Consider the following 23,780-nt stretch of genomic DNA (forward strand, 5'->3'; position numbering starts at 1 on the left):
GGTGGCCACAATAGCCACCCCAACCATTATCCATTATCCATTCCCAACCTTCCCCCACTTCCCGGCAACCCACGCCCTCACCCGGTCGAACCAGACGTAGACTACCGGAATCACCAGCAGCGTGAGGAACATCGAGCTGGAGAGGCCGCCGACGAGGGCCAGGGCGAGGCCGGATTTCCATTCGGAGCCGGAGCTGGCGGAGAGGGCGATAGGCATGAGGCCGAAGATGAGCGTGAGCGTCGTCATGAGGATCGGGCGCAAGCGCTCGCGTCCGGCTTCGGTGATGGCCGAGGTGAGCTCCATCCCTTCGCTTCGGAACTTGTTGATGAAATCGACCAGCAGAATCGCGTTCTTGCCGACCAGACCGATGAGCATGATGATGCCGAGAATCGTGAAAATACTCAGCGATTTGCCGAAGAGCGCCAGCGACCAGAGCGCTCCGATGATGGCGAGCGGAATCGAGAACATCACCACCATCGGCCAGATCCACGAGTTGTAGAGCGCCACCATGATGAGATAGACGAAGATGATCGCCACCATGAAGGCGTAGAGCAGGTTGACGTTCGACTCGCCCTGGTGCTTGAGGTCGGCTTCGTAGTGATGCGTGACGCTCGACGGCATCACGCCCGATTGGCGCATGTTGCCGATGATGCGCTCGATGTCGCTGCCAATGTCGCCGACGGGTCGGCCAACCACCTGCGCCTTGACCCAGACCGCTTCGTTGCGGTTGTGGCGTTGCAGGAGTGCGTAGCCACGCGACTGTTCGAGGCGCGAGAACTGGCCAAGCCGCACGAGGCCGCCATCCTTCGCGCGGAAGGAGAGATCGGGAATGCCGCTGGTGGCGCGGCGGTAGGCTTCGTCGAAAATCAGGCGGATGTCGTACTCGTCGCCCGCTTCGCGGTACTTGTTGCTGTCGTCGCCGTCGTAAGCGATGCGCATGGCGGAGCCGACGTCGGCGATGGAGAGGCCGAAGGCGGCCATCTGCTCGCGGTCAACGACCACGTGCATTTCAGGCGTACCGGGCTGCGAACTGAGCCGCACGTCCGCCGTGCCGCGTACCGTTTTGAGGCTGTCGCGCAGGGCGGCGGCGGCGCGGGCGATCTCGTCGCGCTTCGGCCCGCTCAGAATCACCGTGACCGGGGTTTCGTTGGCCGTGCCGAAGATGCCGATGGGGTTGATGCTCGCCTTGAGGCCCGGAGTGCCGGTCAGCTCGCGCCGTATGAGCTGCATCATGCTGTCGGTCGAGCGCTTGCGCTTCTCCTTGGGAATCAGGCGGACGTTGAGTTCGGCCACGTGGTCGGAGCTTTGGCCGAGAAAGCCCTCGTTCGAGGCGCCGACGACCGCGAGCACCTTCTCCACTTCGGGATAGGCCTGAATCTGGCGCTCGACCTGGCGGACGAAGCGGTCGGTCTGGCGGAGGCTCGTGCCGGGTTCGAGTTCGAGCATCACCGAAAAGTCGCCTCGGTCGGAGACCTCGATGAACTCGCCGCCGATCTTTCCGGCGATGACGAGCGCAAACGAGGAGAAGAACAGAAGCGTCGCCGTCAGAATCACCTTGCCGGGATGCTTCAGCCCCCAGCCGAGCAGCGCGATGTACCAGTCGCGCCCGCGCTCGTACCAGCGCTCGATGGCGGTGGCGATGCGCCCGCCGAAGGTCTCGGCGGAGAGGCGCTCGACTTTGGAGAAGCGCGAGGCGAGCAGCGGCGTGACCGTGAAGGAGACGAACAGACTCAGCATGGTCGAAATGACCATGACGACGGAGAACTCGCGCAGAATGTCGCCGACCAGGCCGCTGAGCAGTGAGAGCGGCAGGAAGACCACTACGTCAACCAGCGTGATCGCCACCGCCGTAAAGCCAATCTCGTTTCGTCCGGCGAGGGCTGCGTCGCGCGGCGCTTCGCCCCGTTCGAGGTGGCGATAGATGTTTTCGAGCACCACGATGGAGTCGTCCACCAGCACGCCGATCACCAGCGACAGGGCGAGCAACGTCATCAGATTCAGCGAAAAACCGAAGAGGTACATGCCGATGAAGGTGGTCACCAGCGAGGTGGGAATCGAGACCATCACGATGAGCGAGTTGCGCAGGCTGTGCAGAAAAAGCAGCATCACGAGCGCCACCAGCACGATGGCGAGAAAGAGGTCGTGCTGCACCGCCTCGACGGCGTCACGGGTGAAGGTCGAGGCGTCCTGCGCGATGTCGAACTTCAGCCCCCGGTCGCGGTACTGCGCTTCGAGCTTACCGAGTTTTTCGCGCACGAGGCGGCACACCTCGACGGTGTTGGCGTCGTTCTGCTTGACCACCACGATACCGACGGCGTTCTTGCCATCGATTCTCGTCATGGTTCTGATCTCCTGAAAAGTGTCCTGCACCTCGGCCACGTCGCGCAGATAGACCGCGCCCTCCGCTCCAGCGGCGCGCACCACGAGGCTCTTCAGCTCGTCGAGGCTCGTGAACTTGCCCGACAGACGCACCACGAACTTGCGGTCGGGCGCTTCGACCGTGCCGGTCGGAAAGTCGATGTTGGCCTTGCCAATCGCTTCGAGCAGATCGCCCGCAGTCAAGCCGAAGCTTTCGATACGGCCTGGATCGATGTTAACCCTGATTTCGCGCTCGCGCCCGCCAAGAATGCCCACCTGCCCGACGCCGCTGATGTTCGAGAGCGCGGGCTTGATCTCGTCCTTGAGGAGCTGGTAGAATTCGGTGTCGGAGAGCTTCGAGGTCGCGCCGAGGCGCAGCACCGGCAGCTCGTCGATGGCGAAGCGGGAGACGACCGGCGTCTCGACGCCGTCGGGCAGATTGCCCCGCGCCTCGTTCACCTTGCGCTGCACATCCTGCAAGGCGAGGTCGATGTCGGCATCGCTGGCAAACTCGATCGTAACCAGCGACACCCCTTCGCGAGAGGAGGAGTTGATGGCCGAAATCTTTTCGATGGCCGAAACCGCCTCTTCGACCGGCTTGGTGACGGAGGTCTCGATTTCGTCCGGCGACGCGCCAGAATAGACCGTCGTGATGGTCACGTATGGAGTGCTCATGCGCGGCAGCAACTCGTACTGGAGCTGCCGGTAGCTGAAGAAGCCGAGGATGAAGAGCACCGAAAAAATGACGGCAACCAGCGTCGGCCGCTCGATGGCGATCCCCGTAATCGTCCGTTTCACCGCCCGGCCTCCCCTTGCGAGACCGTCACCGGCGAGCCGTCGTCGAGGTCGCTCTGGCCGCTGACGACCACCCGGTCACCGGCGGCAAGCCCCTGCAACACCTCGACGCGAGTGCCGTATTCGCCTCCGGCCACGATCTTTTTCAGCCGCGCCCTGCCGCCGCTGACGACGAACACTTCAGGCGCGGCGATGCTGCCGGTGAGCGCCCGGCGTGGAATCAGCAGCGCCTCACGCGAGGAGCCGCCGACAAAGGCCGAGCGGGCGAACATCCCTGCGCGAAACGGCGTCTCTTTCGGATTCTCCATGACCGACTCGACCCGGTAGGTGTGGTCGCGCGACGATTTGGCGCTGACGGAGAGCACCTTCGCCAGAAATTCCTTGCCCGGCCAAACGTCGGTCGTCACCTGCACCGGCATTCCCTCGGCGATGAGCGAGACCTGTTTTTCCGGAAGCGACGAGACGATTTTGAGCTTCGAGAGATCGACCATGTTGGCCACCTTCATGCCCGGCTGAACGAGGTCGCCCACCTCGACAAGCCGCGAGGTGACGACGCCCGCGAACGGGGCCTTGATGGCGGTGTCCTCCACGCGGCGGCGAGCGGAGACAAGATCGGCCTCGGCATCTTCGAGCTTGAGCCGCATCGCCTCGGCGCTCGACGCCGCCACGGCCCCCTCTTTGAGCAAGCTGCTGTAGCGCTCGAAATCGCGCCGCGCCAGCTCGCGGTTCACGCGGGCCTTGCGCAGAGCGGAGGCCGCCACCTCGTCATCGACCTTGAAAAGCGGCTGGCCCGCCGCCATCTTCTGGCCGACCTCGGAGGAGACCGAGCGGACAATGCCGGAGGTCTCGGCGTGAAGATCGACGTCGCGCCACGCCTCGACGAGCGCGACAAGGGAGAGGCTGTCGCGCACCGAAGCCACGGCGGCAGGCTCGACGCTCACGGCGATGGCCGTCGTCGCCGATGGCTGGCTCGCGCGGACGGGCGTTGCCGTTTCTGGCTTTCTCTGCAAAGCGAGAAACGCCACGGCGGAAACCGCCACGAACAGCGCCACAGCTATGATCCGGTTCCGGTGTTTCATGGAAAAAAGATGGAAAAAATGGACGTTGTGGACGCTTGCCGCGACGCACTCTTACTGCAATGATAGGAAGTTTGGAGGAAAAAAAAGAAGGCGGGACTCGCCCGCCTTCTGAAAATTTTCAATGCCTTGAGTTCAGCAGAAGTGCCGGGCGATCACGCAGGAGAGTTCGGCGGTGGCGTGCACGTGCTCGACGACGGAGAGAATACCGGTGAAGTTGGTGATGTTCGAGTCGTTGACCTCGGCCTTGAGCTTCTTGACTGCCGCCTGGTACAAATCTTCGATCTCCTTCATCATGTCGAGCGTTTCGCTGGCGTGTTTCGAGTTGCCGCTGACGAACGCCTCGACCGCCTTCTTGATCATCTCGGCGGTGATGTCGCCCATCGGCTTCAGGCCATACTCGTCCTTGTGCAGCTCCTTGACATTGGCGAGCTGGATGTATTCGGTCTTGTCGGCAATGTTGAGGCAGAACTGCGCGATCTTCTCAAGCTCCTTGAGAATCATGCCCGCATTGGCCACGATTTTCTGATCGGCCTCGCCAAGCTGCTGGAAGTTCAGGTAGGCAAGGGTCATGTACTCGACCTCGAACTTGCCTTTCTGAATGTAGCGCTCGTCGAACTCGAATGCCGAAGCGGCCAGCGCCTTGTCCTTCTTGGTCGAAGCGCGGACGACCAGCATCAGGTTGTTCTCGACGTTCGAGGAGAGCTTGGTGAGCTTCTGCTTGAGCGTTTCGAGCTGCTCATGCACCGGCCCCGCCGGTTTTGTGGCAAGATTGAATTTCGAGGGGTCTATCTGGATGGTGAACGCTTTTGGAACAGCGACAGATTTTGAAGAATCGGAGGATTTCTTGCCAAACAGTGCCATGGTGGTGATGCTCGTTGCAGAAATTGATGAGATTTTCGTCCCCTTCCATTGATTGTATATACGGAGACGGTTCAAACAGGCCCCAATTTAACTTACCGGAAGGGTTAAGACAAGCCGGAGGCTTAAAAAAAGCAAGATGGAAACCAATTCGAAATACGCACTCGATCCGGCTGAAAAATGCCCTCATCCCGCGAGCCAAACACCATTACGGCTGCGCTTGGCGCACCACCTGCCCGCGCGAGGTGAAGGAGATGCCCTGCTGCATTCCCGTGCCGATCATCACGCTTTCGACGACGGGCGGCGCGGCCTTTTTGGACGACCTCCATGCAACGAGAAAACTCGCCCCGACGCCGCCGGTTTTGTCGGACTCGTCGATCACATAGACGAGCGTTGAGACGGGGCGGACGACGAGAGGTGTTTTCAGCATGGCGCGGATAAAGCGCCCCGAAGCGTCGTAATAGTCAACCCGCGTGACGGTGATCGGCACCTCGGGATCGGAGTTCCGGATCGCCAGAGAGGTGGTCAGGTCAAAGGTTTTCAGCCGGTTGCCGACAAAGATGTGCGAGTACGACGGCACATAGACCGTCTGCCCCGTCGAGAAGGGCAACGGCTCGGCAACGGCTGCCATCAACGGCGCGACGAGAAGCGCAAAGGCGGCAAGAGCGGATGTGAAGAGCGGGAATCTGAGGACAAGTTTCATGGCGGTTGCGGCTAAGGTGACGATGTGGCTCATTCAGCGCAGGCTGTGAGTTCAAGGTAGCATTTCCGGCGGAGAGTGCGCAAATTGGATGGGTGGAAATCAGGGGATTTGGTGAATGCAGAAACAATCGAAGCGATCAACTCCGCGCGACTCGACGAGCTTCAAACAGCAAGCTCCTTAAAAAATCTGATTGACAAATTAAATGCGGATGATCAAATTCACCACCCGCATCAGGCGGGATTAGCGGAGAGAAAAATCGGGTAAGCACGGCAATAAACTGGATGCTAAATGGAAAGCCCCGATTTCTCAGGGCTTATCATTTATTCTGCTCCTGCTTCGTGCTTTTCATAGTAATCGATCGTCGCAAGAATTCTGTCTGCATTCAAGTATAAATCAGTAACCTTATCAAGCGGTATTCGCTCTTCATTCTTTTGCGCATCAAAAACCCCAAGGTATTTTTGCTTTGTATTGAACCATAAGCGACATATTGGTTTTCTGTTGTTGTCATCAAGAAGTATTCCCATATAAGACTTAGTATCCCGATGGGCAACTCTTTCAGGATTCACCTTCCGTGAACAGATGGCAACAATGACTCTATAGCCATCAAGCTCTTCTTCTGTAGTTATAATACCATGGTCATTTTCCGGGATCACTTGGACAACAGTATCCTCGCCATCGTTTTTAATATTTGAATTGACCGAATGCTCTAAAGCAGACCTTAATCGATCATCTATTTTATCATTTATAAACACTCGAAATGCCTTTGAAACCAACGGAGTGAAATATTCTTTCATCGCCACAGTAAACAAGCCTTTTGGTGATGTTCTTTTGAAAAAAAACCGAACAAGCTCTTCGCTCGGATTTTCAACTTCTGCTGTTATCACCTTCTTTATTTCTGAGGTGTACTTCAGCTCAGAGGCCGTACTAAGCATACGATCAAGATCAAAACCTTCCTTCGCCATTTTTTTAATCTCGGCATTTGTCAAATCTTTTTGGCGCTCAAGATCGATTTCTAAAAATGGCTTCTCATCCATCTTGTTAGGCTCGTCAAGATCCGAAAAAAACCAATATTTTGTACCATTGGTAAGAATAGATATTCTTGCCTTCGTCACCGAGAAATATCGATAAAGCTGACTCATGTTTTCCGTACTCAGATCAGCACAAGCTTTTTTGCATTCAATTAAAATACATGGCTCATCATCTTTCATAATAGCATAATCAACTTTTTCGCCCTTCTTCGATCCAAAGTCTGCTGTAAACTCAGGCACAACCTCTTTTGGATTGAAAATATCATACCCAAGCGCGTCAATGAATGGCATGACCAGAGCGTTTTTTGTCGCTTCCTCTGTCTGCAAATGCTCCTTGATTTTAGGAATACGCTGAGAGAGTGCAAGGATTTTTTCATTAAAACTCATAAAACACTCCGATGATTATCCGAATGGATAGGGGGTTCAAAAAAGCAGTATGGCTTTGGCCAACACAAGTTTAATTGTACGAAATAATCCTGAGATTTGACAAGAGTCCACCCCCCACAACAAAAAAATCCCGCCACCGGAGCACACATTCCGATGGCGGGATTCATCTCGTTTCAGCCGCTTCTGCGGCTTATGTAAAACCCCTCAGTCCTTGAGCGACTGGATCAGTTTTTCGAAGGTGTCGTCGCTGTGGCGGACTATTTCGCCGGTGACGAGGTAGATCACCTCGAGGGCAATCCGGGTGGCATGGTCGGCCATGCGCTCGATGTAGCGCGAAACACTCAACACGGCAAGCAACTGCTCGGTGTCGGTGTTGCAGGACTTCATGGCATCGGCAACCTTTTTGAAGACGGAACGATGCATGGTATCGACCTCCTCGTCCATCGCGCAGACTTTGTCGGCAAGCGGCCGGTCTCTGTTGATGAAGGCTTCGATCGCTTGCCGTACCATGGTGGCCGACAGAATTCCCATCTTTTCGAACTCGTAACGCTCCATGACCTCCTCGCCGAGTTCAGGCATGCGCTCGATGATGTGCACGGCCAGGTCACCAATGCGTTCGAGGTCGTCGTTGATCTTGATGATTGTCACCATCGAGCGCAAATCGCGGGCAACCGGCTGATGCAGGGCAAGAAATTCAAGGCACTGCTCTTCGAGACGCACCTCGGCCTGGTCGATCTCGTCATCGACGATCCTGATCTTCCGGGCAGTCTGAATATCTTTGTGCGTTACCGCATACAGGGCTTCGTTAAAATTTTGCAACACCTTCTCGGAAAGCTGAACGAGGGCTTCCGAAAGTTCCTTGATATACTCGTGCACGGGTCTTTCCGACATGGCGCTGATAGTGTTTCGTTAGCTGAATCTTCCGGTAATGTAATCCTCAGTCATCTGATCCTTTGGCCTGGTGAAGAGCTGCGCGGTCGGCGCGTGTTCGACGAGCACACCCTCGTAGAAAAACATGGTGGAGTCCGACACCCTCGACGCCTGCTGCATGTTGTGCGTCACGATCATGATGGTGTAGCTGCCGCGAAGCTCCTGGATGAGATCCTCGATCTTGGCCGTGGCTTTCGGGTCGAGCGCCGAGGTTGGCTCGTCGAGCAGCAGAATCTCCGGCTCCACGGCCAGTGTGCGGGCCACGCACAGGCGCTGTTGCTGGCCGCCCGACAGGCCGAGCGCGTTCTTGTCGAGCCGGTCGCTCACCTCGTCCCAGAGCGCGGCCTTGCGGAGGCTCTTTTCGACGAGGCCGTCCAGCGTCTTTTTGTCCTTCACGCCATGCAGGCGCGGCCCGTAGGCGATATTGTCGTAAATCGATTTCGGGAAAGGATTCGGCTTCTGGAACACCATGCCGATCTTCTTGCGAAGGAGCACTTCGTCGATGAATTTACCATAAACATCCTCGCCGTCAAACATGAGCGCGCCGGTGGTGTGGCAGTTCGGAATGAGGTCGTTCATCCGGTTGATCGCCCGGAGGAAGGTGCTCTTGCCGCAGCCGCTGGGGCCGATGATAGCCGTGACGTATTTCGAGAGAATATCGGCATTGACCTTCTTGACCGCTTCGAACTCGCCGTAGTAGATCGAAAAGTTCTTCGCCACGACGTGCGGCACGCCCCCGCCCGAAATCTTCTTGCGTTCCGGCGGCAGGTAGATGTCGAGTGCGGCAGACTGGCTGTTCTTTTTTATCTCTGTTGCTTCAAGGGACATTGGCATGGGTCTTACCCTTTAAGTTTTTTGGATATGCGCGCCCTGAGAATGATGGCGGACAGGTTGAGCAGAAGCACGACCGTCACCAGCGCCAGCACCATTCCGTACTGGACATGGCGAATTTCGGCGGCGGCTTCATGCTCGCTTGCGAGGTTGTAGATATTCCAGGAGAGTGCCGGCGTGGGCGACGAAAGCACGTCACCGAGGCCGATGGCCGCGCCGACGCTGACCGCCGCCGTGAAGATGATCGGCGCGGTTTCGCCCGCCGCCCTGCCGAGACTGATGACGCCGCCGGTGAGGATGCCCGGCATGGCCGCCGGAAGAATCACCGTGACAATCGTGTTCCACTTGGTCGAACCGAGGCCAAGCGACGCCTCCTTGTAGGTTTTCGGCACGGACAGAATCGCCTCCTCCGAGGCGCGGATGATGGTCGGCAGAATCATGATGGCCAAGGTCAGCGAACCGGCCAGCACACTTTTCGACTCCGACACGTGCAGCGTGTTGATGAAAAAGGCCAGGCCGAACAGGCCGAACACGATGCTCGGCACACCGGCCAGCGTACTGTTGGCGCTGCGCAACATGCTGGTCAGAAAACCGTCGCGGGCGTACTCGGTGAAATAGACCGCCGCGATCACGCCAAGCGGAAAGGCGAAGACCATCGCGCCGATGGCAAGAAAGATGGTGCCCTGGATTTCAGGCCAGATACCACCGAAAAAGTGCGCGTCAAGCGAGTTGTCGGTGATGAAACCCCAATAGAAGGTCCATTCGGGCAGCATCATTTTATCGATATTCTCCTCGACATAAGGAAAAAGCCTCACCAGCGAAGTTCCGGCAAAACTGGCCGCGCGGCTCACATCGTAGGGCTTGGCGATCACGTCGGGGTTGGAGTAGTCCCACTTCTGTTCGTAGAGCAGATTGTGCAGCTTTTCCTCGGCCTTGTCCCATCGGGTCTGGCCGAAACGGAAGCGGGCGAGTTCAGGCTGTTCCTCGCCGGGCAGCGGGCCAAGCAGGGCGCGGAGCGCGGCCTTCACCTGCTCGTAGCTGTCGCGATACTGATCCTGACGCTCCGGCGGCATCTGTTCGAGTTCCTTGTCGAAGCTGGCGAGCATGTCGAACGCCTTCTGGCGGTAGTTGCTCGAGAGCGCCACCTCTTTTTCGAGTTCACGGGCCGCGCCGTGATGAAACTCCGTGAAAAGCAGTTTCCGGTGCTCGATCGTGCCTTTGAAGACAACCGCGCCCACGCCTTTGGTGACAATGGGAAAAAGCACGACCAGCAGCGCCAGGCCCATGATCACGATCGAACCGATACCAAGGGCGGTAAATGAGCGGTCGAGAAGCTTTCGAGTGCCGAGATTCATAAGTTCACAACGTTGAATTGAATTGGCGTCACTGGCCGGAGAGAATCTTGCGCTGGCGGACGACAATCCGCTCGCTGATGAGGTTGCTCACGAAGCTGACGACCAGGAGAATCAGGCCCATCGCGAAAAGCACATGGAAGCGGGCCGAGCCGGTCACCTGATCGGCTTCGCCCATGTCACCGGCAATCGTTGCCGTGAGGGTGCGCACCGAATCGAGGTAATTGAAGAACGGGTCGGGAATGTGCGACGAGTTGCCCGATGCCATCCAGACCACCATCGTCTCGCCAAGGGCGCGCATGATGCCGAGGATGACCGCGGCGAGAATGCCGCTGCTGGCCGCCGGAAGCACCGTCTTGACGATGGTTTCGGCCCTGGTCGCTCCAAGCGCGTAGCTCCCCTCGCGAAGTTCCCGCCCAACCGCCTGGAGCGCGTCTTCGGAGACGCTGACGATGGTCGGCAGCGCCATGAAGCTCAGGATGATCGAGACGTTCAGGGCGTTGGTGCCGCTCATGATCTCAAGGCCGTGCAACTGATTGCCGACGAAGTAGAGAAGCACGAGGGCGACCGCACCGAAAAGCATGCCGACACCGATATGCGCTGTTTTCTTCATCGACTCTTTGGCAAGCGGAGCGGTCAGAAGATCGGAAACCACAATGACCAGAAGCAAAAGAAAAGGCGCGGCGATGATCCACCAGGCCCACATCAGAATCGGGCCGCCGGAGTTCTGCAAGAGCGGCGCGAAGACGACGAGGGCGAAAAAGCCGTAGGCGACCGACGGAATGGCGGCGAGCATCTCGATCACCGGTTTGACGTACTGCCGCACGGTGAACGGGAGAACATCGGAGAGGCAGATCGAGGCGATGATGCCCATCGGCACGGCGATCAGGGCAGAGCCGACCGTCACCATGAGGCTGCCGTAAATGATGGCCAGAGCGCCGAACCGGGGCGGATCGTCCGCCGGATACCACCCGCTGCTGGTGAAAAACTCCTGAAAACCCTGGAGACGAAAGAAGGGAACGGCGTCGCGAGCGACGAACCAGAAGATGAAGAGAACGACAATGGCGACAAACGAAGCGATCAGAAAAAGAGTTGCCTCCCCGCTTTTCTGCGAGATTTTCTGAAGCTTGCGTTTTCGCGCACTGACGATGAAAACGGATGACCTGCCCTGCTTCGATGCTCCGTCATCACTCATACCGCTGCTGTTTTGCATCCTGTCGACCTGTATGGTTTGGTACTCCTGAACACATTCCGCAAGCTGGCCTGTAAGCCGCAATTGGAGGTTGTTCTCTCAAGACGCCCCAAATGTAACAGGCTTCCCGTGAAGAAAAAAATACCTGTGTGTTACAACTCTGGAAACAAATGAGGATCACTTGCGCTCGCACGACCGTCACCGTCCGGAATCTTGCAGCCATCAACAAAAACGGCGGCTGCAAGATTCCGCGCCGTGCTCACGACGGTCGGACGGTGGATGAATCAGTATCTGGAAATGTACCCCAGCTCCCTGATGATGCGCTTTCCATCCGGAGTTTTCGGCAGATCGACGAACTTGCCGACCATGCCGGCGGGGCGGCCATTGGTGTACATGTAAAGTTCGCGGGCAAGCTTGTAGCTCTTGTTTTTGACCGTTGCGGCGGAAGGAAAGACCCCGTTGACGGCGACCTTCTTGACCGAAGCGTCGAGATAACCGAAGCCAACGAAACCAATAGCGCCGCGCGTCTGCGAAACCCTGTTCTTCACCGCGCCGTTGCTGGCCTGGGTTTCGGCGTTGCGAACCACCTGGCGGCCTTTCATGACCAAATCCTTGAAGGTCTCCTGCGTACCGCTGTTCGACTCGCGCTGGATCACCACGATCGGAAAGTTGGGGCCGCCAACCTGCCTCCAATTATTGACTCGTCCCGAAAAAATGTCGCCAATCTGGGCCGCCGTGAGGTTACGAACAGGGTTGGAGGGATGGACGATCATGGCCAGGCCGTCAAGCGCCACGACATTGGCGACGGGGTTGATCCGTCTCGCCCTGGCGGCGGCGATTTCCTGCGGCTTCATCGAGCGCGACATATCGGCGATATCGCAGCTCCCGTTGATGAGGCTCTTGGCTCCGTTACCCGATCCCGATTCGCTCACCGTTACCGGAACCTTGTATTTTTTCATAAAATACGCGGCAAACGATTTGGCGATCGGGCCAACGGTGGTCGAGCCGTCGATCACGATTCCTTTGGTTGCCGCCCCGGCATTGCCGACCACGGTCATGGCCATGATCGCCATCGATGTCAAAACTGCGCCAAGCTTTCTCATTCGTTACTCCTTGTCTGTTTGAAATGACTTCATGTGCCGGAAATTAATGAATGACGCTCCGGTTTACAAACGGCACAGATAGCTCCGACAGACCGACAAAAAAGCAGGAAAAGCTCGGCGCTCAAACCAGCCTCGATTAAGGACTAAAAAGAAAAAGGCTGTTCCGGCAGCGTAACCGGAACAGCCTTTCTGAAATGCGTTGATCGGGGCGACCTTTGTCAGCCTTGCAGATCAATACTTGTTCACAAAACCGACCTCGCTAATGATCTTCTTGCCATCGACGCTCTTTGGCAGATCGATGAACTGCTTGACAGTGCCCGTCGGCTGGCCGTTGGTGTACATGAAAAGCGGACGGGAAATCGGGTACTTGCCGGACTTGACCGTCTGAACCGTCGCCTCCACGCCATCGACATCGAGCGCCTTGACCGAACCATCCACGAAGCCGTGACCAATGAAGCCAATGGCGGTCGGGGTCGAAGCGACGCGGCTCTTGACAGCGCCGTTGCTGGCCTGCGTCTCGGCGCGCCTGGAGATCGGCAGCTCCTTGCCCATCACCAGCTCCTTGAAGCTATCCTGGGTGCCGCTGTTCGACTCGCGCTGGATCACGACGATCGGAGCGTTCGGGCCGCCGACCGCGCTCCAGTTGGTCACCCTGCCGGAGTAAATATCGCGAATCTGCTTTCTCGACAGATTGTTGACCCTGTTGCCGGGGTGAACGATCACAGCGAGACCGTCGAGAGCGATGACGTGCTCGACCGGATTGACGCCTTTCGATTTTGCCGCAGCGATTTCGTTTTCCTTCATCGAGCGCGACATGTTGGCGATATCGCAGGTTTTGTTGATGAGGCTCTTGGCGCCGTTGCCAGAGCCGGACTCACTGACGGTAACATCGACGCCGGTAGTCTTCTTGAAGTAAGAGGCAAAGGCTTTGGCGATCGGACCAACGGTGGTCGAGCCATCGAGCACGAGCTTGTTGCCCGCGGCGGATGCGTCACCCGCAGCCATGAGACTCATGACAGCCGCGCCAAACATGATTTTCCGGAACATCTTCATAGTTATTCTTCCTTGTTTGTAATTGAATTGATGGATAAAAAAGAACGTAAAAACTGAATGATTAACGATTGACACTGCCGTCGGACTCCGGAAAAAGGTCGCCCGGCCAAAACCGGGCGGCCTTCGCAGCAATCCGGATGAGCACCACACACTCACCCAACGGAAAAAGAACAGCACACATGAGAAAAGAGCATGGTCACGGAATCATCAGAACTTCACGACCACATCGGCCTGAAGCAGGTGCTGACGGTCGTCGCTATCGGCCACCGAGACGAGGTCTTTGTTCTTGTAGTCGAAATTATAGTAGGTAGCGCCGATTGTCATGTTCTGCACGAGATGATAGACCGCGCCAATCTTGAAACCTTCAAGGTTGGTGAAGCTGCCGCCGTTGCGGTCGGAGTCGGTAATCGGAGCCACTGCATATTTACCGATGCTGACATACTCGGCGGAACCTTCGAGCTGTCCGGGATTTTTCGCTTTACCAATCTTCAGGCCAACAAGGAAGGCGTTACGTTCATCCTCGTCGAGAATCGCAGGATAATCCGACTGTTTTGCCGTATTGAAAGCGTACTGCGCATAAAGTTTCCACGGGACAGTCTCGGTAATATCCCCACCAACATTGCCGAAGAACTCGACGATGTTAAAGTCATAAGGAGTAAACTGCGCTGCCGTGGGTTTGGTAACGGAGGTGGTGCTTGCAGAATAACCATCGAGATTCACGAAATCATAATAACCAGCACCGAGCCTGTAGCCGAGATCGCTTACCGTGCCTTTGTAGGAAGCTTCTGCGGCAACGATATAGGCATCCTTTTCAAGAGTCGTCACCGAGCTGTTCTCGTCAATGACATAATAACCGGCAACAGCGCTCAGACCATCTTTCTCATTGCCATCGCTATCTTTGCCATACTGAAGCGTAATACCTTCGAAGGTAAGATCGCCATCCCACACAAGATCTTTCTCGACAATGAGAGTCTTGGCTATATCACGCTTTCCGAGAAGCAGGTTGACATTTCCATTGAGGAACATCGGATGGTAATCGATGAATGCTTCGTTCAGGTAAACATCATCGGCAGCAAACAGGTCATCGAAGGTTTCGTTACGCGAAGTCGGTTCGGTTCCACCAGTAGAAAGCTGCAAGCCTGCTGACAGCTCTTCGTTGATCCAGGGATAGACGCCGAAACGGACGCGCATACGGTGGCGATCGCGGCTGTGGTCGTCAGTCGTATTGACGTTATCGTCTTTCAGACCGGACTCGTAGCGGTAGCGGATATCGCCTTTCCAGTTCCAGTCGACGGCTTGGGCGTTGTTGAAACCCAGGGCGGTGGCGAGAGCTACAAAGAAAAGTGTTTTTTTCATGGTAAGGTCTTTTGTGTTGTGCTGTGCTGTTTTATGCTTCTGAAACTGATTGAACACAGAGTAGCGCATGGCCCTCCTTTTCGACAATGAATCTACGCCCGCAATTATTGAGGAATCATTGAGACACTGTGAAGAGATTGTGAATAAACATGCCTTATAGACAGCGCAATCACATCGTCACTATACAAAGGCTCTCTCACACCTGCGGAGCGAGTCCGCGCCGCTTGGCGTACCGGGCTTCGATCTTGCCGCGCAACCCCTCGACCAGCTCCTGATACAACCAGCTCCGGCTGTCCTTGATGCCGTTGTAGAGCTTGATGATGTCAAGCGTCTGAACCGGTTCGGTTTCACATTCACTGTACGGATAGCTCTTGCCGCACAGGGTGGAGGCGATGCCATGGAGGACGTTTAACTCAATGGAGAGCAGCTTTTGTGTTGACGGCATCGAGGAGACGATGAACGAAGCGCTCCGGAAGTATCCGGCCCTTCATATCAGCATGGGCGGCAAGGAACGGGAGGACTATTTGGCAAGCGTTAACTGTAAACGATCGAATCAGTTCCTGGCATACAGCATACCGGAGGAAGTATAACATTCGGAAAAAGCGGGCAAGGCCTGCATCGTTGACCTGTATGAGCCGAAGACCGGATAAAAAATAGCGCTTGATGAAAAAAGGGGCACAACCATAACGCTTCACAAGCAACCAGTTACCAACGAAAACCGAACCACATTTTGTCAACCGGGCGAGGCCCGCTTCATATGGATTGAAACTAATTGCGGCTTTATATACGTTAAATATAAGCATATCAGAATCATATAATTATCACCTGAAACGCTCAGGCTCTTCGATAACTTTCACCGAAAAGGCCATCACTATGAAACCTGTTACTAAAAAAAACATGACTCGAGTGTGGGTAGCTTTGCTGCTTGCTGGCTTGAGTATCGTCTCGATCACAGCGAGATCATTTGCGATTACATACAAGATCGGCGACACTTATGGGGGAGGTAAAGTTGCCTATATTTTTCAGCCCGGTGATTCTGGTTACGTTAAAGGCGAACAACACGGCCTGATTGCTGCTGAGGCTGATATCAATACTACGTATAAAGATGCATGGGATGGCGATTCATATACGGGAGTTTATGTCTGGAGTACCAGCCAGTTCGAGAATACGAACAACACCGATTATGCGTACAAGGAAATTTCATCGACAGGCACGGCAATCGGTGATGGGGCAGCCAATACAGATAAAATACTCTCGATGTATCCAGCGACAAAATATCCAAACAGCGCTGCGGCAATTGCACGTGAATATCGAGGTGGCGGCTTTGATGACTGGTTCCTGCCAAGCATCGACGAGCTGAAACAGCTATATGAAAGCAAAGCTCTTGTCGGCGGTTATGCTGATTACACCTACTGGAGTTCGTCCGAGATTAATCCAAGCATGGCCTGGTACCATATTTTCGTCAATGGTATCCGACGTGACAGCAACAAGAGTTACTTTAAACGTGTTCGGCCAGTGCGAGTTTTTTAAGTTGAATTTCTAAGGGATGTATTCCCCGAAGCTCTGCTTCGTGAAAGCTTCGATACATCGAGGTCATGGAGTGGTCAAAAATTTATGACCGCTCCACGACCGATCCATCCGGCAACCAAGCTATTATTTCCCCCGATCCAACCGCTGAGATCAGTTCGTTTGCCCAAACCTTTTCAATCGTTAGCCTGCTCGACATCGCCATTTATCCGCCTCCCTGTCCATCGGCTCTCAGCTTCGCTCCTCACCACCATACCGCACCCGGTCGCCCTCATGACGTTGCGCTTCACTTCGTTTCGCCGCAGCCAACTCGCGAGCGCACGTTCACTTTCATAACCAACCCATCGATGGTTTTCTGAACGCCACTGTTCGATTCACGCTGGATCATGACAACCGGAGCATTCGGGCTGGCTCTCTCGCTTATGTAATATTCACGAATCCTGTCTCTGTTCAGCGCCTTGATGTGGTTGCTGGAATGCGGATGAACGACGAAGGCAATACCATCGAGAGCGATGACATTCTGAACATGATTCACGCGATAGGCTTTGGCGGCAAAGTGCTCGCCGTGCTTCATCGGTACCGACATATCGGCAAAGTCGCAGGTTTTGTCGATGAGGTTTTTCGCGTCGTTACCGGAAGCGGAGTCGCGGCCAATCACATCGCCACGCCACGGACGCGACCTCACGCCTGCGGACTCAGGCCGCGCCGCTTGCCGTATCCGCCCTCGATCTTGCCGCGCAAACCCTCGACCAGCTCCTGATACAGGCGGCTGCGGCTGTCCTTGACGCGGTTGTAGAGCTTGATGATGTCGAGCGTCAAAATGATGCGGGTCGAGCTGCAATTGAGTTCGCCGAACAGGTGGCTGCCGATCACCTCGAAGCCGAGTACCCGCGTGTGAAAGTTCAGCGGCGAGTGCTCCTCGCCCTCGAAGACGTCGGTGATGAAGTGTGTGTAGCCCCGCTCGACCACCTCGGCGCTGGCCGCGCGCATGAGGCGCAGGGCGACGCGGTGCTGCCGCCGGAACTGCGGACGGATCATGAAGCGACCGATCTCCACGTACTGCCCGGCAGCCCGGAGCGTTTCGAGGTCGATGCCCGGCGCGAACTTCACCTGGCACGCCTCCGGCAACTCCAGCGGCGGATCGTAATGCAAACGCATCACGCCTGCGGGACGGTCGCCCACTCTGGCCAGGAACCATGAATACTCAAGGTTCCCGGCCAAACACTCCGGAATCTGCTCGGCGGCCTCCTTCATCCACTGCTTCTCCCGGACAAACACCTCCTCGATCACCCCAAGCGCTTCGAGCCGGTCGCGGGGCGAGAGCACTTTCGTTACGGTTATGACGGACATAGCGCCTCCATTGATGGTTTGAGAGTCAGAATCGGTTCCGGTTCAGATTCGGTGTACGGATAACTCTTGCCGCAGAGCGACGATATGGCAAGCATCACCTCGTCGGCGATCTCTCCGGCGACGCGCCGCCTGAGAGCGCGGTCGCCGCCCGACGCGGCCACGGAAGCGCGGTGGCGCTCGAAGCGCATCGGCTCGCCGAAGCGCAGCGCGATTTTGCCGACGAGCGGCATGCGGCCACGCCTGCGGGCGGCGATGAACTCGATGCCCACGGGAATGACCGGTACGCCCGATTCGAGCGCGATAGAGCCGATGCCCGGCCTAGCCTTCAGGAGTCGGAAGGGATCGCCGTTGCGCGTCCCTTCGGGAAAAATGCCGATGCTCGCGCCCGCGCGGAGCCGCCGGACGCACTCGTCGCGGCTGGAGGAGGAGGCCGCCTTCACGCGGCGGCGTTCGAGGAACGCCCAGGTCGAGCGCTTGTGCCAGACGTAGATGGGATCGATCTGCTTCATCAGCCAGCCGACGAGCGGCAGGCGACCGAACATCCAGTCGATCACGAAACTGACGCGCTCCCCGCCAAGCAGCCAGATCAGCAGCACCGGCACGAAGAGCGACTCGAAGACATTGTTGTGGTTGAACGCATAAATGCAGGGCGACGAGGCGTTGCGCACGAGCCGCCCGGTCCCCTCGACCTCGGCAAGCAACAGGTTCGGCGCCATCAGCAGCCTCAGCAGCAAGGCTTTGCCACCCGTGAGATGCGGCAACGGCCTGCAAAAAAGCTCGACAAACCGGTTCATAAGAAAATCTTATAGGACTTATACGACCTATAAGACCTATAAGTCCTACAGGATTTGAAGAGGCAGACTCTTCTGCCAACGCTCAAAATTAACCGCCGATTGTTGGGCGCTCATTGAGGGCGGGCAACGATTTGGCAACTTCTGCCGGGCCGAATGGGCGACGGCGGGAATGCCCGCGTTTGTGGCTTTCACTCTTTGCCGGTGAAGCGTATATTGAGCGCAGCCGGAAGCGGCTGGCGCTTTGCGATGAACCGTCAAACCGATGAAAAACGATGAGTGAAAAGAACTGGACCGATACCGAACGCTTCGACAGCAAAGCCGCCGAATGGGACGCCAACGCCGTCCGCGCGGCGCTCGCCGACGCGGTCGCCCGCGCGATCATCGCGCACATGCCGGTCGCCAAGCCCGCCAACGCGCTGGAGTTCGGCTGCGGCACGGGCCTCGTAACCACGCGCATCGCGCCGCATTGCGCGCGGCTGACCGCCGTGGACAGCTCGCGCGAAATGCTGCGGATGCTCGCCGAAAAGATCGCCGCCAGCTCCATCGCCAACGTCACGCCGCTGCATCTCGATTTCAGCCGCCCCGAAGAGGCTGCCGGTCTTGAGCGCGACTACGACTTCGTGTGCAGCAGCATGACGCTGCACCACATTCCCGACACCGCGAGCTTCCTGTGCGAGCTCATCGGCCACATCTCGCCCGGCGGTACGCTGGCGATTGCTGATCTGGACGCCGAGGATGGCCTCTTCCACGACGACGCCACCGAAAAGGTGCATCACGGCTTCGACCGCGCGGCGCTGCAAACGCTCCTCGAATCGGCGGGATTTGCGGGGGTCTCCTTCATGACCGCGCACGTCATCGAAAAGAAAAACCGCGAGGGCAATCTGAAAAGCTACCCGGTCTTTCTGGTCACCGCGCTCAAACCCAAGGCTTAACGAATTATGAATCAGTCAGTTACCCCGAAATTCTCCGCCGTGGTGTTCGACATGGATGGCACACTCCTCGACACGCTTCACGATATTTCCCACAGCCTCAACTCGGTGCTCGAAGAGGAGGGCTACCCAACCCACACGGTCGAGGCCTGCCGGGTGATGGTCGGCTTCGGCATGAGGGAGCTTGTTCGCAAAGCGCTGCCCGAAAGCGCCCACGACGAGGCCATCACAGAGCCGCTGCTCAAAAAGATGCAGGCGCGATACGCCGAACACTGGAACGACAGCTCGCGCCCCTACGACGGCATCGCGGAGCTGCTCGACGCCATCGACCGGCTGGGGCTGAAAAAGGCGATTCTCTCCAACAAGCCCGACCGCTTCACCCGCCAGTGCGCCGAAGCGCTGCTCGAGCCGTGGAAATTCGACGTCATCATGGGCTTCCGCGAAGGCATCGCGCCCAAGCCCGACCCGACCGGCGCATTGATGGTGGCCGAAGAACTCGGCGTCCAGCCCGCCTCGATTCTCTACGTCGGCGACAGCGGCGTGGACATGAAAACCGCCAACGCCGCCGGCATGTACCCCCTCGGCGTCACCTGGGGCTACCGCCCCGGCGAAGAACTCCTCGCCACCGGCGCAGCAAAGCTGGTCTCAACGCCAGAGGAGATCATCCCGTTCCTCACCGCCTGACCTCATAACCGCCGGAAAAATCGAGAGTTAACACGTTCGTAACCTTTCCGGCGGAAACTATTTGCTACTTTTCCCCGTACAAAACAGAAAAGCCGTTCTGTATGCGGCTACTTGCGCGATTCGATCGCCCGGCCAATAACCCGGAACCGGATCGCCCTCATCACCGGACTGCATTGCCGCCTTGAAATCCGTTGAACCATCGACCTCCAGCACCATTTCGCGCGTCATGAATCCTCCCGACTCTGAAAATATTCCGGCGGCTTTGCTCCCGGAAACCCGGAAACTCAACGGCAACGCTCACGCCGAAAAGCCAGACTTGTGCGACCCGTCGCTCTACATCAACCGGGAGTTGAGCTGGCTCTGCTTCAACCGCCGCGTACTCGACGAGGCGATCCGGCCCGGTGAGCATCCGCTCATCGAACGCGCCAAGTTCATCGCGATCTTCAGCTCCAACCTCGACGAGTTTTTCATGATCCGCGTGGCGGGCATCGAAAAGCAGGTCGAGGCCGGAATCCGCAAAAAAACCATCGACGGCTTCACGCCATCCGAACAGCTCGAACGCATCAGAGCGGAGGTGCTCGAACAGCTCAGGCTGCGCGACGCCTGCCTCTACGGCGACATCCTGCCCGCGCTCGCCGCGGAGGGCATCACCATCGCGCGATTCGCCGACCTGCGGGAAAAAGATCAGGAGGCGCTGAACGCCTGGTTCCGCAAGGAGATCTATCCCGTGCTCACGCCGCTGGCGTTCGATACCGGCCATCCGTTCCCTTTCATGTCGAACCTGTCGCTGAACCTGGCCATAGAACTCGACGACATCGAGCACGGCAACCTGAAGTTCGCCCGCGTCAAGGTGCCGAGTGTGCTGCCGCGCCTGTTGAAACTCAACGACATCGAGGGGCTGTGCAGCGACCCCGCGTGTATGCGGTTTCTCTGGATCGAGGAGCTGATCCAGCACAACCTCGGCCTGCTCTTTCCGACGATGAAGATCGTGCAGTCGCACCAGTTCCGCATCATCCGCGACGCCGACATCGAAATCGAGGAGGACGAGGCGGGCGACCTGTTGCAAACCATCGAAAAGGGGGTGCGGTCGCGGCGGTACGGCGACGTCGTGCGGCTCGACATCAGCCCGGAAATGCCGGAGTTCGTGCGGCAGTTGCTGATAAAGAACCTCGAAATCGAGGAGCGGAACGTCTATGAAATCGACGGTGCGCTCGGCCTCGGCTGCCTGATGGAGCTGCTCAAAATCGACCGGCCATCGCTCAAGGACGAGCCGTTCATTGCGCACAATCCCTTCGAGGAGCCGCGAAACGCCGATATTTTCCGGGCCATCGATTCGGGCGACCTGCTCTTTTATCACCCGTACGACTCGTTCCAGCCGGTAGTCGATTTCATCGACCGGGCGGCGAGCGATCCCGACGTGCTCTCCATCAAGCAGACCCTCTACCGGGTCGGCGGCAACTCCCCCATCGTCAAATCGCTGATGAAGGCCGCCGAACTCGGCAAGCAGGTGGCCGTGCTGGTGGAGCTGAAGGCGCGGTTCGACGAGGAGAACAACATCGTGTGGGCGCGGGCGCTCGAAGAAGTCGGCGCGCACGTCATCTACGGCCTGCCCGGCCTCAAAACCCACGCCAAGCTGACGCTCGTGGTGCGCCGCGAAGCGCAGGGCCTCAAGCGCTACCTGCACCTCGGCACGGGCAACTACAACCCGTCAACCGGCAAGCTCTACACCGACTACAGCTTTTTCACCGACGACGACCGGCTCTCATGCGAGGTCTCGGAGCTGTTCAACGCGCTGACCGGCTATTTCAGATATACCGATTACCGCCATCTCCTGGTCTCGCCGATCAACACGAGAAAGCGGATCATCGAGATGATCGAGCGCGAAATCGGGTGGGCCGAAAAAGGCGGCGGGAAAATCATGATGAAAATGAACTCGCTGGTCGATCCTGCCACCATCCAGGCACTCTACCGGGCGTCGCGGGCGGGGGTCGAAATCGACCTCGTCGTGCGCGGCATCTGTTGCCTCAAGCCGGGCATTCCGGGCGTGAGCGAAAATATCCGGGTCATCAGTATCATCGGGCGCTACCTCGAACACAGCCGCGCCTACTGGTTCTCGAACGGAGGCAAGCCGGAGCTGTACCTCGGCAGCGCCGACCTCATGCCGCGCAACCTCGACGACCGCGTCGAAACGCTCTTTCCGATCCTCGATCCGACGCTCGTCGAGCGGGTCAAAAACGACCTCGAACTCCAGCTCGCCGACAACCTCAAGGCGTGGAAGATCGAGCCGGATGGCAACTGCACGCTGCTGCGCAACGACGCACCGCAGGTCAACAGCCAGGAGCGTTTTATGAAACGGCGTACGCAGAAAAAGAAGACGACCGGCATCAAGGGCCGACTCGCCATGAACTGACCCGGAACGGCAACAAAGCGGTAACGATTCTGTCAACTCTTTGCAACGAAACGATATATCCTGTCACGACCAGCTAACTTGCACATCGTAAACACTGAAAAAAATCGTTTCAATCATCGATTGCCGCACGGAAGCGGGAAAGTTCTGGTTGTATAAGAACGCAAGGCGATCATCGATTCCGCCAGCATCCCGGCCACGACCGGCATCGAATCATCAAGGTTTCGCAATGATGCGCACATTCAGAGAAATCATGGGCACGCTCGATGGCACCGGCGATATCGACTGCTCGAACATGGGGCTGACCTCGCTCGAAGGGTGCCCGGAGATTGTCGAAGGGTCGTTCAACTGCTCCGGTAACAATCTGACCTCGCTCGAAGGAGCGTCGCGAATCACCGGCAGCTTCGACTGCTCCGGCAACGAACTCACCTCGCTCGAAGGTGGGCCGGAGAAAATCGAGGGTGACTTCAACTGCTCCTCGAACCGCCTCTCCTGCCTCAAGGGCGGGCCGAAAAAGGTGAAGGGCGACTTCAATTGCTCAGGCAACCAACTGATTTCGCTCCTCGGCTCGCCGAAAAAGGTGAAGGGACATTTCGACTGCTCCGGCAATCAGCTCGTTTCGCTCTACGGCTCGCCGCTCGAAACGGGATCGTTCAACTGCTCGTCGAACCGCCTGCGCTCGTTGCAGGGAGCGCCGGACGAAGTCCGCGCCGGTTTCGACTGCTCGGCGAACCTGCTCGTGTCGCTCGACGGCTCGCCGGAGTTCGTCAACGGAGACTTCTGTTGCGCTGACAATATGCTGGAAAATCTCGCGCACGGGCCTATCGAAGTGGCGGGCAGCTTCGACTGCTCCGGCAACCGCCTCATGAGCCTCAAGCGATTTCCGAAGCGGATGGCTGGCGATCTCGACTGTTCGGGCAACCCGGCGCTCGCCTGCGACGCCATTGGGCCGGAGCCAGACCGGAGCTGCATCCGGCTCGTCCATGGCGGCTCGGTGCGCTGCTGCTGCCAGCAAACCGGCGGCAACCATATCGAAGTCTTGTCTTCATAACCGGTCAAAACCG

At 57.4% G+C, this 23,780-nt stretch carries 21 protein-coding genes; 5 read left to right on the top strand and 16 right to left on the bottom strand.

The annotated features are described in order from the left end of the window. Nucleotides 1-33: 33 nt before the first annotated feature. The 13 genes from FGF66_RS00985 to FGF66_RS12885 all read right to left on the bottom strand — a co-directional run bounded on the left by FGF66_RS00985 (nucleotide 34) and on the right by FGF66_RS12885 (nucleotide 15,470). Nucleotides 34-3,156: an efflux RND transporter permease subunit gene (locus FGF66_RS00985; protein ID WP_139455830.1), complete on the bottom strand. Its 3,123-nt coding sequence runs from the start codon at nucleotides 3,154-3,156 to the stop codon at nucleotides 34-36. Beyond that, the gene (locus tag FGF66_RS00990; protein ID WP_139455831.1) at nucleotides 3,153-4,232 is read right to left on the bottom strand and encodes an efflux RND transporter periplasmic adaptor subunit; all 1,080 of its coding nucleotides are present in this window, start codon (nucleotides 4,230-4,232) and stop codon (nucleotides 3,153-3,155) included. The genes FGF66_RS00985 and FGF66_RS00990 overlap by 4 nt, the downstream gene beginning before the upstream one ends. A gap of 132 nt (nucleotides 4,233-4,364) precedes the next feature. Further along, complete coding sequence (locus FGF66_RS00995) at nucleotides 4,365-5,093, bottom strand: PhoU domain-containing protein (protein ID WP_139455832.1); 729 nt, start codon at nucleotides 5,091-5,093, stop codon at nucleotides 4,365-4,367. Nucleotides 5,094-5,298: 205 nt separating this feature from the next. After that, nucleotides 5,299-5,793 (bottom strand): DUF3124 domain-containing protein, encoded by a 495-nt coding sequence (locus FGF66_RS01000; RefSeq protein WP_139455833.1) that lies wholly within the window; start codon nucleotides 5,791-5,793, stop codon nucleotides 5,299-5,301. Nucleotides 5,794-6,113: 320 nt separating this feature from the next. Next, entirely contained in the window at nucleotides 6,114-7,208 is a 1,095-nt protein-coding gene (locus FGF66_RS01005; protein WP_139455834.1) for a type I restriction endonuclease, read from the bottom strand. A 204-nt stretch (nucleotides 7,209-7,412) separates the two neighbouring features. Further along, on the bottom strand, nucleotides 7,413-8,099 hold the full coding sequence (phoU, locus tag FGF66_RS01010; protein WP_139455835.1) for a phosphate signaling complex protein PhoU: 687 nt from the start codon (nucleotides 8,097-8,099) through the stop codon (nucleotides 7,413-7,415). 18 nt (nucleotides 8,100-8,117) lie between these two features. Then, nucleotides 8,118-8,972 carry a phosphate ABC transporter ATP-binding protein PstB gene (pstB, locus tag FGF66_RS01015; RefSeq protein ID WP_139455836.1) on the bottom strand — a complete coding sequence of 285 codons (855 nt, stop codon included), beginning with the start codon at nucleotides 8,970-8,972 and terminating at the stop codon, nucleotides 8,118-8,120. A 5-nt stretch (nucleotides 8,973-8,977) separates the two neighbouring features. Further along, on the bottom strand, nucleotides 8,978-10,324 hold the full coding sequence (gene pstA / locus FGF66_RS01020; RefSeq protein WP_139455837.1) for a phosphate ABC transporter permease PstA: 1,347 nt from the start codon (nucleotides 10,322-10,324) through the stop codon (nucleotides 8,978-8,980). A gap of 28 nt (nucleotides 10,325-10,352) precedes the next feature. Continuing rightward, on the bottom strand, nucleotides 10,353-11,534 hold the full coding sequence (locus FGF66_RS01025; RefSeq protein ID WP_407923802.1) for a PstC family ABC transporter permease: 1,182 nt from the start codon (nucleotides 11,532-11,534) through the stop codon (nucleotides 10,353-10,355). Nucleotides 11,535-11,797: 263 nt separating this feature from the next. Continuing rightward, entirely contained in the window at nucleotides 11,798-12,616 is an 819-nt protein-coding gene (locus tag FGF66_RS01030; RefSeq protein ID WP_139455839.1) for a phosphate ABC transporter substrate-binding protein, read from the bottom strand. 231 nt (nucleotides 12,617-12,847) lie between these two features. After that, nucleotides 12,848-13,669 carry a phosphate ABC transporter substrate-binding protein gene (locus tag FGF66_RS01035; protein ID WP_139455840.1) on the bottom strand — a complete coding sequence of 274 codons (822 nt, stop codon included), beginning with the start codon at nucleotides 13,667-13,669 and terminating at the stop codon, nucleotides 12,848-12,850. Nucleotides 13,670-13,876: 207 nt separating this feature from the next. After that, a complete protein-coding gene (locus FGF66_RS01040; RefSeq protein ID WP_281279037.1) occupies nucleotides 13,877-15,094 on the bottom strand; it encodes a putative porin in 1,218 nt (405 codons plus the stop codon). A gap of 127 nt (nucleotides 15,095-15,221) precedes the next feature. After that, nucleotides 15,222-15,470, bottom strand: coding sequence for a hypothetical protein (locus tag FGF66_RS12885; RefSeq protein WP_246046452.1), 249 nt, complete (start codon nucleotides 15,468-15,470; stop codon nucleotides 15,222-15,224). Nucleotides 15,471-15,898: 428 nt separating this feature from the next. On the opposite strand from FGF66_RS12885, the gene FGF66_RS01050 reads away from it, so the two are divergent. Next, entirely contained in the window at nucleotides 15,899-16,555 is a 657-nt protein-coding gene (locus tag FGF66_RS01050; RefSeq protein WP_139455841.1) for an Lcl domain-containing protein, read from the top strand. Nucleotides 16,556-16,838: 283 nt separating this feature from the next. Here FGF66_RS01050 and FGF66_RS01055 read toward each other — a convergent pair whose 3' ends face one another. The 3 genes from FGF66_RS01055 to FGF66_RS01065 are packed head-to-tail and all read right to left on the bottom strand — an operon-like array spanning nucleotide 16,839 to nucleotide 18,696. Next, nucleotides 16,839-17,237, bottom strand: a complete 399-nt coding sequence (locus tag FGF66_RS01055; protein ID WP_139455842.1) for a type 2 periplasmic-binding domain-containing protein — start codon at nucleotides 17,235-17,237, stop codon at nucleotides 16,839-16,841. Then, on the bottom strand, nucleotides 17,234-17,902 hold the full coding sequence (locus tag FGF66_RS01060; protein ID WP_139455843.1) for a GNAT family N-acetyltransferase: 669 nt from the start codon (nucleotides 17,900-17,902) through the stop codon (nucleotides 17,234-17,236). Before FGF66_RS01060 ends, FGF66_RS01055 begins: the two co-directional genes overlap by 4 nt. Beyond that, on the bottom strand, nucleotides 17,890-18,696 hold the full coding sequence (locus tag FGF66_RS01065; protein ID WP_139455844.1) for a lysophospholipid acyltransferase family protein: 807 nt from the start codon (nucleotides 18,694-18,696) through the stop codon (nucleotides 17,890-17,892). Before FGF66_RS01065 ends, FGF66_RS01060 begins: the two co-directional genes overlap by 13 nt. A 272-nt stretch (nucleotides 18,697-18,968) precedes the next feature. Here FGF66_RS01065 and FGF66_RS01070 point away from each other — a divergent pair, with 272 nt between their 5' ends. From FGF66_RS01070 to FGF66_RS01085, 4 genes are all read left to right on the top strand, one after another. After that, on the top strand, nucleotides 18,969-19,628 hold the full coding sequence (locus tag FGF66_RS01070; RefSeq protein WP_139455845.1) for a class I SAM-dependent methyltransferase: 660 nt from the start codon (nucleotides 18,969-18,971) through the stop codon (nucleotides 19,626-19,628). Nucleotides 19,629-19,634: 6 nt separating this feature from the next. After that, the gene (locus FGF66_RS01075; protein ID WP_170181130.1) at nucleotides 19,635-20,309 is read left to right on the top strand and encodes an HAD family hydrolase; all 675 of its coding nucleotides are present in this window, start codon (nucleotides 19,635-19,637) and stop codon (nucleotides 20,307-20,309) included. 226 nt (nucleotides 20,310-20,535) lie between these two features. After that, on the top strand, nucleotides 20,536-22,719 hold the full coding sequence (ppk1, locus tag FGF66_RS01080; protein ID WP_139455927.1) for a polyphosphate kinase 1: 2,184 nt from the start codon (nucleotides 20,536-20,538) through the stop codon (nucleotides 22,717-22,719). 229 nt (nucleotides 22,720-22,948) lie between these two features. After that, entirely contained in the window at nucleotides 22,949-23,767 is an 819-nt protein-coding gene (locus FGF66_RS01085; protein WP_170181131.1) for an NEL-type E3 ubiquitin ligase domain-containing protein, read from the top strand. The last annotated feature ends 13 nt before the right edge of the window (nucleotides 23,768-23,780 follow it).

Origin of the sequence: Chlorobaculum thiosulfatiphilum (genome assembly GCF_006265165.1) — a bacterium.
Classification (GTDB): Bacteria; Bacteroidota; Chlorobiia; order Chlorobiales; family Chlorobiaceae; genus Chlorobaculum; species Chlorobaculum thiosulfatiphilum.